The following is a 14,373-nucleotide window of genomic DNA, read 5'->3' on the forward strand; positions in this document are numbered from 1 at the left end:
GATAGGAAACCTCTGCGGGATCAACTTGTGCAGTTAGGAGGGTTGTGTGGATAACGTCATCGGCTTAGAGATTATAGAAGTTGTCGAGCAAGCGGCGATCGCCTCAGCGCGGTGGATGGGCAAAGGTGACAAACACATGGCGGATCAGGTCGCCGTGGATGCCATGCGCAACCGCATGAATCAAATCCATATGCGCGGTCGTATTGTGATTGGCGAAGGGGAACGGGATGAAGCCCCAATGCTCTACATTGGCGAAGAAGTGGGCATTTGTACCCGTCCCGATGCTGCCCAATACTGTAACCCCGAAGAACTCATTGAAATTGACATTGCCGTTGACCCCTGTGAAGGGACAAACCTCTGCGCCTATGGCCAACCTGGATCAATGGCAGTACTGGCTATTTCTGAAAAAGGGGGGCTGTTTGCGGCTCCCGACTTTTATATGAAGAAATTGGCGGCGCCCCCTGCTGCTAAGGGCAAAGTGGATATTCGCAACTCGGCGACAGAAAACCTGAAAATTCTCTCGGAATGCCTTGACCGCGCCATTGATGAGTTAGTGGTGGTGGTGATGAAGCGCGATCGCCACAATGACTTGATTCAAGAAATTCGCAATGCGGGTGCCCGTGTTCAACTGATCTCCGATGGCGATGTCTCCGCTGCTCTCTCCTGTGCTTTCTCTGGTACCAACATTCATGCCCTGATGGGTATTGGTGCTGCGCCTGAAGGAGTGATTTCCGCTGCTGCCATGCGTGCCTTGGGTGGGCACTTCCAGGGGCAACTGGTCTATGATCCCGCTGTGGTCATGACCAAGGAATGGGCGAATCGCACCCGCGAAGGCAACCTCGAAGAACTCAAAAAAGCTGGCATCACTGATCCCGACAAGGTCTATGAAGCAGAGGAATTGGCCTCTGGGGAAACGGTTCTCTTTGCCGCCTGTGGTATTACGCCCGGTATGCTCATGAAAGGGGTGCGCTTCTTCAAAGGTGGCGCCCGTACCCAATCTTTGGTCATTTCCACGCAGTCGAAAACGGCTCGCTTTGTCGATACCATTCACATGTTCGATAAACAGTTGAAGTCGCTGCAGTTGTACTAAGCGCTGCTCGGTGAAAGAAAATTAGCTCCCTCCCGGTGAGGGGGTTTTCTTTTTATCTTCGGGAATAGCGATGCCCTTGACTCTACCCACAGCAATTACCCTTGCGCGCCTGTTGATCGTGCCCGTGATAGTGGGTCTGCTCTCGTTGAATCACAGTGCCGTGTACCGTTGGTGGGGGGTGGGTTTATTTTTGGTGGCAGCCCTCACGGATTGGCTGGATGGCTACATTGCTCGCCGTCTCAATCAGGTGACGGATTTGGGCAAGGTGCTGGATCCGCTCGTGGATAAGTTGCTAATCTTGGTGCCCCTGTTGCTGTGCATTGAATGGGGAGAGGTGCCCGCATGGTCTGTGGCGTTGATCCTCTTTCGGGAACTAGGCATTGCTAGTTGGCGGGTTCAGCAATCTCAAATTCAGGGCGCCAATCTCTGGGGTAAAGCAAAAACCCTTAGCCAGATTATGGCCGTGGCGTTGCTTCTCGCTCCCTTACCACCCAGTTGGCAGGGGGGAATCCTCATTGTTTATGGGGGGGCGATCGCCCTCACACTGATTTCTGGGGCACTTTATCTTCGTGGTTGAGTGCCAATGCGCCCCGCGAGCACCTCCTGCAACTGCTGGGGATTGATGCGATCCACCCAATAGGCTTGAAAAGTGGGCTGGGTCACCTGATTGACAAAGGTTTGACTCAGGAATGGACGCAAGGACTCGTTTTTTTGATTAAAGACGCCAAAGAAAGCCCCCGCCAGTCCCTTGAAAAAGGGCTGTGCCAACTGTGGGTTCGGGCCAATGAGATCATTGGGAACCGGTAATACTCCCGCTTCACTGACCCCCACTGCCGAGAAGTGGGTACCGGGCACGAGCATGGCAAGGTACTTGGGCTGCGCCTGTAACCATGTAAAAGGCCAGATCTGCTCCTCTAAGGGTGGCGCAAAGACATCCCGACTACTGGAAACAATGAGTGTGGGCACCTTGATATTGGCCATGCCCCGTTCGCCAATGAGGATACTACTCACTGGATTGACGGCAATCACAGACCTGACCCGTGGATCCGCCGGTGTAGAGGGCACAGCGGCAAGACCGAGACTACGACATTGCAGGGGCACTGAGATATTAAAGATAAAGAGATCACGAGCGGCTGCTAGACAGCGTTGTTTGACGGCATTCCAGTCAACAGTCCCCCCTGCTGCCGCCAACACGGTAAAGCCCCCCATCGAGTGGCCAAATAGCCCCACATTATTGGTGTCAATTTTTAGGGCTGGATTTTTCTGAACTAACGCCGCGACAGCATCCACACCAAATTTCAAATCCAAGGGGCGCTGTGCCCAATCCTTTGGCAAGTTCTCGTAGTCGAGGGGTGCCCCGGAGAGAAAACTATTAATTCGGCTGGCATCCGAACCGGGGTGAGTGACTGCCAAAACTGCCAATCCATGACTGGCCAAGTGCTCTGCTAAGTAGGCAAACGTCGTGCGGTCTGAGGCTAAACCGTGGGAAATGACGATGAGGGGGGCTGGTGCGATCATCCCTATGGGGACATAGAGATCTGCGGGAATGGGGCCTGTGGTGCGATTGGGATTGGTGAATTCAAGTTTTTGCTTTTGCCACTGGAAGGGTCCTTTTTGGGCAGGATTAAGGCCACTGGCAGGCAGTGGCGTTCTTGGTTGGAGTTGCGCCAAGCGTTCGATAAAGTCTTGCGCCCGCTGTTCTTGATTCACTGCACGGGTAAAGGCACCCACTGCCTTCAGACCGAGTTCACCATTGACTTTAACACTCTTGCCGGGAAAGGCTTGTAGTACTGAGAGCAGGGTAATGCCTGCGGGGGAACTGGCGGCGGTTTTCAGGGCTTCCCCAAGGGCTGGGCCTCCATTGACATCATTATCTGCCCGAATAACTTGGCCAATGCGCTCTAAAAAGCTTTGACCAATGGGACTTTTGACAAACTGGCTAACGGTTGTTGGTTCTAAGTCCATGCGTGTGGTCAAGCCTTCGCGCAAGTTGGATTCTTGAGCGTTGGGAAGTAGCCGAATTAAAAATCTTAGCTCCGAACTCGCATTCCCCGTTTTGGCAAATGTGGCAAGGTCACTCACTTGGATGTTGAATGTGCCGAAGGGCGGATAAACAAGGCTAATTTGCTCGGCAGCCAGTCCCGCCTGTGCCCAAACGGTTGCTGCTGCGCCCAACAGAGAGAACCACTGCCATTTTTTCCGCGTGCGCGCGATCGCCATCCCTGAGATACCCTCACTTAATCACTAGCATTATCGTTGTTTGCAACGTCACCTGCAACTCCAAGGACTGGCAGCCTGAGGGCTAGGTTCCGACTCTCTGAAAAGGGCTGTAAAGGGCGGCCGCTATGGTATTGTGCTTTTGGAAAAAATGAGGGAATTTGCCCATGAGTGAGGATGCAGTCAAGCAAATGAAGCAGGCCGTTGCCAAAGCTGCTGCCGATCGCGTGCAGTCTGGAATGATTGTTGGCTTGGGCACTGGGTCAACCACGGCCTTTGTCATTCAATTTTTGGGCGATCGCCTGCGCAATGGGGAACTGAGCAACATCGCTGGTGTGCCCACCTCGTTTCAAGCCTCTGTCCTCGCCAAAAAGTATGGCATTCCCCTAGTCACCCTTGATGATGTGGAGAAATTAGACATCGCCATTGACGGTGCCGATGAAGTTGATCCCGCCAAAAACTTGATCAAAGGGGGTGGGGCGGCTCATACCCGTGAAAAAATTGTTGATTCCCTTGCGGATCAGTTCTTGGTGGTGGTGGACAGCAGTAAACTGGTGCAGAAATTGGGTTCTACCTTCCCTGTGCCCGTGGAAGTGTTACCCTTTGCCGTGGCTCCGGTGACTCGTGCCCTGAAAGCTCTTGGGGGGCAGCCTGAACTGCGCATGGGGGTGAAAAAAGATGGCCCAGTGGTGACGGATCAAGGCAACCTTGTCCTTGATGTCAAATTTGATGACATTTCTAACCCCGCCGAACTAGAGAAAACGATGAACAACATCCCCGGCGTTGTCGAAAATGGCCTGTTTGTCAACGTGGCCGATGTCATCCTCATTGGTGAGATTGTGGATGGCCAGCCCCGTGTGCGTGAAATGGCCTAGCAGTTTTTCCATGTTTCCACGGTTTCCATTTTCCATTCGATCTACTTCCGTTTCCATTCGATCTACTTCCCCGAAGGGAAGCAAGCCGGTGCGCCAAGGCGATGCCAACTGTCTCATCCACCCACACTCCCGCATCGTCAGGACCGCGGTGAATCAGAGTGTCGGCCATGCGGCGGGCGGTGGTTTCCGCATCGCCCACGGCCATACCCCCAGCGTGCCAGAAGCCCGTGATACCACACATGCTCTACACCACTAACATTCCCTTCAAGACCCTCTCGATTTCGCAATAATGGCAATCGTAAAGCCAAAAAAGGCCGGCAAAAAGGTAAACGGAAGTCCAAATACTCCTATCACATCGAAATATTTTTCAATCTGATTAATCAGTAAACGATAGTCAAAACCTTTGTGTTGATTTCGCTCCACAAAATTTAGCCGCCCGAGAGTGGAATTTATTACGTCAGAAAAAGAGTAATCTTCACAGTCTTTGCTATTCAACAAGAATTTCTTTGTGAGAAATTTTGCTAAAAAAACAATTCCTTTTTCATTAGGAACTGTAATGAAGAAAAATCCATTAAGGTGCAGTTTTATCTTCTGGAGATACGCATCAACCATTGATTCCGGAATATGCTCAAAGATTTCCATTGCCACAGCCATATTGAATCTATCCTCGCTACTAAGCGACATTTGCTCCGGAGATTTACATTCGAAAAAGGAAAATTGATGACAATTATGGTATTTTTTCTTTGCTAGATCTAGGCCTCCTTCCCAATTTGCATCAAATCCCACATATCGAGAGGGTTGAACTGGCAAGAAATCTATCAACTTGCCATCATAACAGCCAAGTTCAAGGATAGAATAATCTGATTGAGTAACCTTTAAATCCAATAAAACAGATGAAACCCATCGAAAGCGAGCAAGATGCAAGTGTTTACGAATTCCTTTGGAAAATAATCTTTCATTGTAGCTGAGTAAATCATTGTTCTTACGTAAATACATTTTTACTTTTCCTTTTGTTTCCATTCGACCTACTTCCCCGAAGGGAAGCAAGAGCATCTTTAATATAGCCTCTCCCTGAGCGGATTGCAGCCCCCTGTTCCGAGGGATCCCCTGCGAGGGGTGTCAAATTATTTTCTACAAAGCTACTAAAAATACTCAAAGCCTCCTATAGAGAGACTCCGAGGGATTCAACGCCAAAATCAGACTTTAGGAAATTTGAATAGATCCGTCGGCAGAGAAAACTTAATTGAACTCTTGGGGGCGATCGCTCGTCAAATTATTGGGAAACTTTCTACTTGAGGATTTGTACCATGCGATTGCGTTGGTTGGTATTGGCATTAGGAGTGGCAGGAATGTTGAGCACAGGAGCGATCGCCAGCCGTGCTGGTAAGGAGGTGCCCGCCACGCTTACGGGTCGAATTACGGCGGTTGTTGATGATGATGAAGTCTTACTTGAGGCCAATAACCAACGCTACAAGCTCAATCTACCGGATGCCTGCAAACCTGCCCTGCGCAATGGCGTTCTTAGGGTGGGCGGCGTTGTTACTGCCAGTGGCAAACTTGAACTTGATGATCGCGAGCTAGATGTTTCCGTTGTTCAGATGAATGGGCGTCGGGTCTGCCCATAATAAATGCCGCCAGCGTACTGCACTGCCAATAGCACTGCTTGGTGGTACGGGGAATTGCGGTCAAGTTCTGATAGCAATATTGGAAGCCTTCACGATACCCTTGGGTTAGGGAGGGAGAATGTCACAATTGCGCACACCAAAGGGGACATGCACTGAGGGAATCGAACCCGCTGCTGATTCTAGATGGGTCAGTTGATCATCAAAGAAGATATGCGGTTTGAGTTGCTTGAGAACCCGTATTTTCTCCATACCGCCAAGGAAAAAGGTTTCATCCGGCATGACGCCCCAACTGTTGAGGGTGGTCACCACCCGTTCACTAGCAAGGATATTGCGTGCGGTCACAATCGCAATCCGTAACAGCCGCTGATAGCTGGCATCCTGCTGCTCTTTTGCCATTTCCAATTGTTGAAAGGCTGCCAGTTTCTTAAAAAGATCACTCAAGGGTCCCGGATTATGGGGAATGTTGGCCTTTTGCAGTTCATGGGCTTGAAATTGCTCGAGATCCCCTTGGCGAAAGACGGCTTCCGCTTCATCATCCGCTAGCACACCATCAAAGTCAAAGGCAATCCGTAACTCAGCATCGTCTTCGTGATCGGTGATGGGCGATCGAATCACCATGCCCGCTGGATACCCAGCCGCGATCGCCTGCTGCACGTCCTTGGCATTTGCCGAGAGAAACAGAGACACATTAAAGGCAGGAATGTAGGGATGGGGGGATTTGCCGCCCAAAAATGCGGCGCGGGTAATGTTCAGACCGTAGTGCTGAATTGAATAGAAGACCCGCTGACCAGTATCGGGATCGTTTCTGGAAAGGAGCACGACCTCCACGGGTTCTTGTTCGGGATAGGCACGGTTGAGATTCAAGAAGCGGCGAATAAAGGGAAATGCCACCCCCTTCGGCAAGACATCGTATTTCCTTTCCCGCTGAAATTGGCGGTACTTTTCGGTCCCCTCATTGCGAAAGACATCATCCGCCTCCCCCAAATCAAAGAGGGCACTGGAGGCCACCGCAATCACTAATTTCTTCTCAATTGGATACCCCATTGCTGAGCATCCGATAGTGGGATTCAAGAGCAGTCCGCAATTGGGCGATCGCCCCTTGCCAATCTCCCCGCTGGGGCTGACGAATTAACTGCGCCGAAGGATACCAAGGCGATCGCGATCGCTGCCAGAGCCACCGCCAATCCGCCACAAAGGGCAACAGGATCCACAGGGGCTTCCCTAGGGCACCCGCCAAGTGTGCCACAGCCGTATCAATTGTTACCACAGCATCCAACTGCTGGATCAACAGCGCCGTATCCAGAAAATCCCCCATGTAGGGCTGGCAGTCAATCACTCCCGCCTGCTGCAATTGTTCACCCTCGAGGCGCGATCGCTCCTTTTGCAGGCTATACCATTGGACATCAAATTCCCGCAGGAGAGGCAGGAAGTACTCAAGGGGACAAGACCGCTGCGCCGTGGTGCGCGTTTGACTATGGCTAGCCCAGACCAAACCAATCCGCGGTTTGGACACATGAAAAATACTGCGGGGCAGGGGGGTGGGTAACTGAAAATAGGGACTGAACTTGGGAAAGTGGTCTTTATCAATACCTAGGTAGCGCGGCAGACTCAGCAGGGGGGTATGGTAATCAAAGGGGGGAGGCGTCTCCTCGGTGCTTATCACTTCAATCCCCGGCAGTGTTTGACAAAGACGCACCAAGGGCGGGTAAGCAGCAAAAATCACCCGTTGGGCACGCCGCGCCATCAAGGGCAGTAAGCGCACAAACTGAATGCAATCCCCTAGCCCCTGCTCACTATAGACAAAGAGGGTTTTCCCCTCTAGGGATTGACCTTGCCAACGGGGTTGCGGATAGGTGCGTAATCCTCCAGTGGGTTGCTGCCAGCGCCATTCATATTCTTCCCATCCTTCTGGGAAATGTCCCAGCAGCAGCAGCACAAGGGCAAAGTTGAGGCGCACATCCACTGCATCGGGGTCTAAGGCAACGGCCTGGCGAAAGTGATGGAGAGCTGCTTGCGGATCCCCCGTTTCCAAGAGCGCTGTGGCCAACCCGGCATGAGCCGCACCATTGAGGGAGTCAAGACTCAGACAGCGTTGGTAGTAGCTGATTGCTCCCGTAAAATCCGCTTCGCTGAGGCAAATTTGACCCAGTTGCAATAGCGCCTGTTGGTGCTTGTTATCCCGCAGGAGCACTTCTTGGTAGCGATCGCGCGCCGCCGCGAGGTTACCCTGTAGATGCAAAGCGTACCCCAGATTGTAGTGGGCTGCCAACAGTTCTGGATTAGCACTCAAGGCGGCCTGAAACTGGCGAATCGCTGCCTCATAATTTTTCAGTTCAAGATAGACACTGCCCAGATTGTTGTGGACATCGGCTTGACCCGGTTCAAGGTACAGTGACTGTTCGTAGCAAGCACTCGCTTCTGTGAGCTTGCCTTGGGCGTGTAGGCAGAGTCCTAAGTTATACAGCGTTGTGGGCAAGTCGGGATTCAAGGATAGGGCTTTTTGGTAGCAGGCGATCGCCCGTTCAGTGTCCCCCAAGTCCAGATAGGCATTTCCTAAGTTGCTATGGGCTTCCACCCACTCCGGCTTCACCTCAAGGGCGCGTTGGTAGTGGGGTAGCGCAGCCGCCGGTTGGTGCAGCAAATCATGGAGAACAACTGCCAAGCGATAATGGGAAGGGGCATGCCACGGCTCAAGGGCAATCGCCTGCTCATAGGCTGCCTGTGCCTCAAGGGGCTGTGCCAGTTGTTCAGCAATTAACCCCAATAGGTAATAGGCCTCTGGCTGCGGGGTCTCTTCAATAACTTGACGTGCGCACTGTTGTGCTCCGCTCCAGTGCTGTTGTTGATACAGTTGCCAAGCCTTTTTTAGCAGCGAGGCGGTTCGCCATCTAAAGATACCCACGGCTATTGTGATGAGCAGTTATTCAAATAATAGGCAACAGCGGTGGCGATCATAGAATTGCCATTGAGATCCAAGGGGGTGGGGTCTTGGGGCGGCTGGGGTTCTGCGTGCAAAAAGTGCCAGTGACCACCAAAAAATTCTTCATGGGTGAGAATTTGATGGAAATGATGTGCCTGCAATCCCGCCACCAAAACAGGCCCTTCAGCAAAATCATCACGACGAATCGTTGCCACCGGTACCCCCAAGCGACAGGCCTCCGCGTAGGTGCCATAGCCGGGCTTGGACACGACTCGACCACAGAGAGGCATCACATCCACCGGGCGCAATTGGCGGCCACAGAGCTTCCGTAGGTTCGGTAAGTCCTCAGGGGCACTGGTATCAAAGGTAAGGAACTGCCAATCGGGAAACCCCTTGAGGGTCTCATAGGGAATCGCTTGCAAGCTCAGGCCGCCAAAGGTTAAAAGAACTGTGCGATCGCGGGGAGTGGTGAGGCCAAGGCGCCGCCGCAACTCCTCTGGCTCAAAACGCGGTTCGGCTCCCGTCAGTCCCACGGATTCCTTGTGGGGAAAGGCATTGAGGGGTTCCGCAAAGGGCAGTTGAAACAAGCGATCGCACCCGCTATAAAGATTACTCACCCAATCCGCAATCTCGCTAAAGTCATCGCCAAAGGAGCGATAGATAAAATCCCAGCCAAAGTTACTAACCATCCAACAGGGCACCCCCGCTGCATGGGCGATCGCCACCGCCAAAGGGGGAATATCCGCTAGCACCAACTGTGCCCGATTTTGCTGAATAAACTCTGCCTCGGCGCGGATCAACTCAGGGGCTGCCGCCTGAAGTTCCAAGAGCTTGGCACGGGTTGCAGGCAAATCCATTTGCAAACTATCGGCTTGTACGACCCCCAGATCAAGGGCACGGGGACGATGAATAAACTCCCCCTCCAGATTCGCCTGCAACAACCAATAGGGAGCTGCCGTCACGATCAGTGGCAAGAGATCCGGCACTTGGCGGCGAATGGCATTCACCAGCGCCGTTGTCCGCGCCACATGACCAAAGCCATGGTTTGTGATTGCCACGTAGAGGGTCGGTCGAGCCACAGGTGTGTTCTTGCCAAAACCGATGCAATCTTAACATTTGTAACAACTCTCGATTGGTGTGCCAAACCGCTTTTTTCTGAAGAAGTGCGAACAGGCGGGGAACAGATGGCTCAAATCAGACCCGTCTCGCTCTGGGTGGCTATAATAGATTTATTTCATTCTATTCAAATGAAGCATAAGATAGATTTATTACTGGTATTTATAAACTTGTGTTGCTTTTTATGAAGATATGTAACATACTGTTGACTAGGAGGCAGAGATAAGCATAGCAACACGCTAGACGTTCAACATCTCTGAAGCTGTATGACCTATACCACCGATACTCGTTTCACTCCCTCGACACTGGCCACAGCCGTTCAAGAGGTTACCACTCTTTTCAACTGCCTGAGTGTGGATGACAAACTAGGACTTCTGTGGTTCATCTACACCGAAACGGGTCGTTCGATTACAGCCGCCGCTCCCGGTACGGCTCGCCTACAACTGGCGGAAGGGCTGCTCAATCAGGTCAAAGCACTCAGTTTCGATGATCAACTTCAATTCATGCGCGACTTGGTGGCCAATGTGGACACCCCTCTCACCCGTGCCTACGGTGTCTTTAGCCCCAACACCAAGCTCGCCTTCTGGTATCAACTGGCAGAACTGATGAAACAGGGGTTTGTGGTACCTGTGCCCCCCGGTTATACCCTCAGCCGCGATGCCGATCGCGTGTTTGCAGCCATCAAAGCCCTTGACTTTGGTCAACAGATTACTGTCCTGCGGAATGCAGTGGTCGCCATGGGGGTGGATCCACTTGCCGTCTAATTAAGATGCCATGGGTTACGCAAGGGGGCAATGTGCTCCCTTTTTTTGTCCAGATACAAACCACTGAGGAACTGAAACCATGACCCATCCTGTTCAAGGAAGTCCCATTCTCGGCATTGATGAGCCAACTATAACTGCCTATTTTGCTGCCCTCAATGAGGAACGCTACGAGGCTGTGGCCGCTCTGTTTGCTGAAGAAGGAGTTCTCTATCCGCCCTTTGAGGATGCTGTGGTGGGTCGGGGGGCGATCGCCCATTATCTCCACCTTGAAGCCGTGGGTATGCGGGCAGAACCCCTTAAAGGAGAACTACTAAGCACAGAGGGCACAGAACGTCGCTACCGCCTTGTGGGTAAAGTTACACTCCGCCTTTTTAGCGTCAATGTGGCTTGGCAATTTGGCCTCAATGCTGAGGATCAAATCACATTTGTGAAAGTGGATTTGCTGGCAACCTTGGAGGAACTCCTCAACTATCAGCCTCTACGTCAGCAGCGCTAGGGCGACCGGAAAACACCTCGGACTCTAAGGCCTCCACGCGATCGCGCAAATTGTGGAGAATGCCCGAATGACTCAGACGCACCGCTGCCAACTGTTCCCGTAGGCGATCGTAGTTTTCGGGCAGTTGTTGGCGCAGATGAATCACTTCACGGCTAAGGGCATTCACCCGTCGCTCTAGATCCGCCAGCCGTTCAGGCAAATGCTCCGCTTGAATATAAAACTTGCAGACAATGTCAACAATTGCCGCTTCAAGGCTAGTAAATTGATGCTCCCGCTGATAGGCATACAGCCAACTGAGAACATCGGGCGGTAAATGCTCCGTAATTTCCGACTCAGAATTCACGATTCTATCCTGTGGCAGGCTGTACTTCTATTGTGTCGCTTTAGGGAGAGCAGTGGCGAGAGGGTCGAAGCATCGGAATGGACACCTGTAGTCAGGCAAGGCCACTGCCATTGAGTAAAAACTTGGGAGGCGTCAGCCAAAAGAGTTGACTATTACCAAGGGGATCGGTTTCTGGAATCTGCAGGCCAATAATGCCGGCTTTCTTGAGCTGGAGGTGTCCCAAGGCTTTGCCACAGATGAGCAGTTCTGCCCAGTGACTAAGATTGGGTTCATGACCCACGGCAATCAGGGCTCCCTCATGGTCTTGACGCCAGTGGTTCAGCCACTGCAGCCAATCTGGCAAACGACCGCTTGGCGCCAACAGGTCAGAAATCATCAGATCGGGGGCAACCCCCACTTCAAGGAGAATTTCTGCGGTTTGCCGTGCCCGCACTAGTGGGGAGGAGAGAATCAGTTCTGCTTCAATGCCTAGATCCAATAACCGCCGCGCAATCTGCTGGGTTTTCTTTTCGCCTTTGGCCGTCAGGGGGCGATCGCTATCACTGCCTTCAAACACTTCCCGTTCGACCGCGATTCCGTGGCGGAAAAAAAAGACTGTTAGCTCCGTCATAAAGACCTAAAACTTGATTACTACAAACAGTGCCTTACTCCGTACCGTGGAGGACATTGTTCTTCGGATTGACGAGGTGGAGGAGCTTCTGCTTAATCTGCGTATCGTAAACGCTCCACTTGAGTTTAGCGTATTCTGGATTTTCATTGAGACCCGACAAGAAGCCCACGGGAATTTCAAAACCGCCGGCCTGGGAGCGACCGCCACCAAAGAAGCGTCCTTGGCGATCCTTACCAAAGGCCTCTTTGATAAATTCGTCGGGGTCAAGGGTAATTTTTGTTGTGCGCAGCGAACCGATAATCAGTTCCACTTCTTCATCTTCGTCGTGGACGAGGCCATAGACAACGGCAGTGTGGACGTTCTCTTCAGTCACAAGGAAATCCGCCGCTTGGGGAATGGCATCGCGGTCTTCGTAGCGGATATAGCCCACGCCAGAAATTGAGAAATTGTTGTGAATGGAGCGGTTTTTCAGCGATCGCTCGATCACATCCATCACCTGCTTCGAGCGGTGGGACTGCAAAATGGTGTTCAGCAGTTGATAATCAATAAAACGACTCAGGAAGGCGGCTGCGAGAAAGTCCTCTTCTTTGGCTTGTTTGAGGCAATCGGTGTCAGAGCGCAGGCCATGCATCAGAGCCGTGGCACATTTCACGTGAACTGGGTTACTACTGTCGAGGGTGAGTAGCCCCGCTTGCAGGTATTGGGTAAAGATGGTAGCCGTGGCGCGGGTCGTGGGTCGAATGTCTGTAAACTCGGCTTGAATGACTTCTTGGAGACTGTGGTGATCAATGATGGCGATCGCGGGCAGGCCTGCCTCCTGTACCATGGGCAGCAATTGACTGGTGGTGCCTTGGTTGTCAATGAGAACGTAGCCTTGGTAACAGGTACAATCCCGCTGATCTTTATTTTTCGTACCTTGCACCGCCCAGCGCACAAGGGGCATCCCCGTCAGCCGCACTAGGGTGATATTCTCCTGATGGCTCAGGGCACCGGCGTAGGCAATATCGCACTGAATCTCAAACTGCTCAGCAATAAGCTTATAGGTCCATGCCGAAGAGAGGGCATCGGGGTCAGGAAAATCTTGGAGAATAATCAACTGCCGCGTACCGCGATGGCGTTCCAACATTTGCCGCAGCGCTTCGGCACGAGGGTCACTCAAGCGAACTTCCGCCTTGGCCAATTCTGTAGAGGTCGTCTCCGATTTCACCAGTGCGTTACCATTCAGTTCAGGATGAGTAGAACCGACGTCACTGGCAGCAGGGTCACTGAGTTCAAGTGGATAGGGAGATTGCATAGTTGTTTCAGCGTTGGATAACAGGGTTGAACCCAATGGGGAACGCGCAGAAGATAATTGTCGTCACCATACCGTCAACGACTCTATCTCGATCTTGGCAGATATTTTATCGTTTGGCATCCCCCCTTGGACAGCGGTTGCGCCAGTGGCGATCGTCCCATGCTTGGCAGCCTTTAGCTTTTACTTTAGCGATCGCGCTGTTTTTGGCGGGAACCCACAGTGTGAAAGCGCAGCAGGTGTGGCGAGGCAGTGAATTGGTATCCTTGCAGCGAGCCTACGATGAGTGGCAGCAGAAACACATCCTCTATTTGGGTGAAACCCATGACAGCGCTGCTGACCATCAGGCGCAACTGTTGATTTTGCAGGAATTGCAACGGCGGGGTCGCCCCCTAGCGATCGCCCTAGAAATGATGCAGCGCCCCTTTCAAAGCGCCCTTGATGCCTACATTGGCGGTGAAATTACGGAAATGGAACTGCTGGAGCAAACCCAATATGCTCAGCGCTGGGGCTTCCCTTGGTCGCTCTATGCACCGATTTTTCGCTTTGCCAAGGAGCAGCAGATTCCCCTAATTGCCCTAAATACGCCCACCGAAGTCACCCGCCAAGTGGCACGCCAAGGTCTCGAGAGCTTAGGGGAAGATGATTTTCGCTATATTCCACCCCTATCAGATATTGACTTGAGCAACACTGCCTATCGCGATCGCCTGCAGGAGATTTTTGTTGCTGCCCATCAAGGGATGAGCCACAGTATGAATTTTGACTTCTTTTACCAAGCTCAAGTCCTTTGGGATGAAACCATGGCCAAAGTCATTGCTAAACAGCATCAGCGGCATCCCGATCGCCTGATTGTGGTGCTGACAGGGCGGGGTCATGTTTATTTTGGCGATGGCATTCCCCAACGGGTACAGCGACGGCTCTCCCCCAACCTCCGCCAAGCAATTATCCTCCTCAACCCGACAGCAACGGAAAAAGCCAAACCCCGCATTGCCGACTGGTTCTGGCAAAATGATCCCTCTCTCTAAC

At 52.2% G+C, this 14,373-nt stretch carries 15 protein-coding genes; 7 read left to right on the forward strand and 8 right to left on the reverse strand.

The annotated features are described in order from the left end of the window. Positions 1 to 46: 46 nt before the first annotated feature. Positions 47 to 1,090, forward strand: coding sequence for a class II fructose-bisphosphatase (gene glpX / locus RHI63_RS07270; RefSeq protein ID WP_206199585.1), 1,044 nt, complete (start codon positions 47 to 49; stop codon positions 1,088 to 1,090). 76 nt (positions 1,091 to 1,166) lie between these two features. Beyond that, positions 1,167 to 1,667 (forward strand): CDP-diacylglycerol--glycerol-3-phosphate 3-phosphatidyltransferase, encoded by a 501-nt coding sequence (gene pgsA, locus RHI63_RS07275; RefSeq protein WP_315862926.1) that lies wholly within the window; start codon positions 1,167 to 1,169, stop codon positions 1,665 to 1,667. Here pgsA and RHI63_RS07280 read toward each other — a convergent pair. Further along, the gene (locus RHI63_RS07280) at positions 1,652 to 3,310 is read right to left on the reverse strand and encodes an alpha/beta fold hydrolase (RefSeq protein WP_310743597.1); all 1,659 of its coding nucleotides are present in this window, start codon (positions 3,308 to 3,310) and stop codon (positions 1,652 to 1,654) included. The genes pgsA and RHI63_RS07280 overlap by 16 nt on opposite strands. Before the next feature lie 164 nt (positions 3,311 to 3,474). On the opposite strand from RHI63_RS07280, the gene rpiA reads away from it, so the two are divergent. Then, a complete protein-coding gene (gene rpiA / locus RHI63_RS07285; protein ID WP_206199588.1) occupies positions 3,475 to 4,182 on the forward strand; it encodes a ribose-5-phosphate isomerase RpiA in 708 nt (235 codons plus the stop codon). 264 nt (positions 4,183 to 4,446) lie between these two features. Here the strand turns inward: rpiA and RHI63_RS07290 are convergent, their stop codons facing one another. Continuing rightward, complete coding sequence (locus tag RHI63_RS07290) at positions 4,447 to 5,235, reverse strand: methyltransferase domain-containing protein (protein WP_310821395.1); 789 nt, start codon at positions 5,233 to 5,235, stop codon at positions 4,447 to 4,449. A 254-nt stretch (positions 5,236 to 5,489) separates the two neighbouring features. On the opposite strand from RHI63_RS07290, the gene RHI63_RS07295 reads away from it, so the two are divergent. Then, positions 5,490 to 5,807 carry a hypothetical protein gene (locus tag RHI63_RS07295; RefSeq protein WP_310821396.1) on the forward strand — a complete coding sequence of 106 codons (318 nt, stop codon included), beginning with the start codon at positions 5,490 to 5,492 and terminating at the stop codon, positions 5,805 to 5,807. A gap of 105 nt (positions 5,808 to 5,912) precedes the next feature. Here the strand turns inward: RHI63_RS07295 and RHI63_RS07300 are convergent, their stop codons facing one another. Genes RHI63_RS07300 through RHI63_RS07310 form a run of 3 tightly spaced genes read right to left on the reverse strand, consistent with a single transcriptional unit; the run spans position 5,913 to position 9,806 of the window. Beyond that, the gene (locus RHI63_RS07300; protein ID WP_225901520.1) at positions 5,913 to 6,851 is read right to left on the reverse strand and encodes a 5'-nucleotidase; all 939 of its coding nucleotides are present in this window, start codon (positions 6,849 to 6,851) and stop codon (positions 5,913 to 5,915) included. After that, the gene (locus tag RHI63_RS07305; protein WP_310800083.1) at positions 6,835 to 8,709 is read right to left on the reverse strand and encodes a tetratricopeptide repeat protein; all 1,875 of its coding nucleotides are present in this window, start codon (positions 8,707 to 8,709) and stop codon (positions 6,835 to 6,837) included. The genes RHI63_RS07300 and RHI63_RS07305 overlap by 17 nt, the downstream gene beginning before the upstream one ends. Positions 8,710 to 8,711: 2 nt before the next feature. Then, the gene (locus tag RHI63_RS07310; protein ID WP_206199592.1) at positions 8,712 to 9,806 is read right to left on the reverse strand and encodes a glycosyl transferase; all 1,095 of its coding nucleotides are present in this window, start codon (positions 9,804 to 9,806) and stop codon (positions 8,712 to 8,714) included. A 303-nt stretch (positions 9,807 to 10,109) separates the two neighbouring features. Between RHI63_RS07310 and RHI63_RS07315 the strand changes: the two genes are divergently transcribed. Both RHI63_RS07315 and RHI63_RS07320 read left to right on the forward strand, forming a co-directional pair. Further along, positions 10,110 to 10,607: an orange carotenoid protein N-terminal domain-containing protein gene (locus tag RHI63_RS07315; protein WP_206199593.1), complete on the forward strand. Its 498-nt coding sequence runs from the start codon at positions 10,110 to 10,112 to the stop codon at positions 10,605 to 10,607. A gap of 79 nt (positions 10,608 to 10,686) precedes the next feature. Further along, a complete protein-coding gene (locus RHI63_RS07320; RefSeq protein ID WP_206199594.1) occupies positions 10,687 to 11,103 on the forward strand; it encodes a nuclear transport factor 2 family protein in 417 nt (138 codons plus the stop codon). Here RHI63_RS07320 and RHI63_RS07325 read toward each other — a convergent pair. The 3 genes from RHI63_RS07325 to RHI63_RS07335 all read right to left on the reverse strand — a co-directional run bounded on the left by RHI63_RS07325 (position 11,072) and on the right by RHI63_RS07335 (position 13,350). Further along, positions 11,072 to 11,446, reverse strand: a complete 375-nt coding sequence (locus RHI63_RS07325; RefSeq protein WP_206199595.1) for a hypothetical protein — start codon at positions 11,444 to 11,446, stop codon at positions 11,072 to 11,074. The two genes, RHI63_RS07320 and RHI63_RS07325, sit on opposite strands and share 32 nt — an antisense overlap. A gap of 91 nt (positions 11,447 to 11,537) precedes the next feature. Beyond that, positions 11,538 to 12,056, reverse strand: a complete 519-nt coding sequence (sixA, locus tag RHI63_RS07330; protein ID WP_206199596.1) for a phosphohistidine phosphatase SixA — start codon at positions 12,054 to 12,056, stop codon at positions 11,538 to 11,540. 34 nt (positions 12,057 to 12,090) lie between these two features. Beyond that, positions 12,091 to 13,350: a bifunctional oligoribonuclease/PAP phosphatase NrnA gene (locus RHI63_RS07335; RefSeq protein ID WP_206199597.1), complete on the reverse strand. Its 1,260-nt coding sequence runs from the start codon at positions 13,348 to 13,350 to the stop codon at positions 12,091 to 12,093. Between the two features lie 113 nt (positions 13,351 to 13,463). On the opposite strand from RHI63_RS07335, the gene RHI63_RS07340 reads away from it, so the two are divergent. Then, positions 13,464 to 14,372, forward strand: coding sequence for a ChaN family lipoprotein (locus tag RHI63_RS07340; protein ID WP_310453576.1), 909 nt, complete (start codon positions 13,464 to 13,466; stop codon positions 14,370 to 14,372). Position 14,373: the final 1 nt, after the last annotated feature.

It is taken from the genome of Thermosynechococcus sp. GLH187 (genome assembly GCF_031583395.1).
In the GTDB taxonomy this organism is placed as follows: domain Bacteria; phylum Cyanobacteriota; class Cyanobacteriia; order Thermosynechococcales; family Thermosynechococcaceae; genus Thermosynechococcus.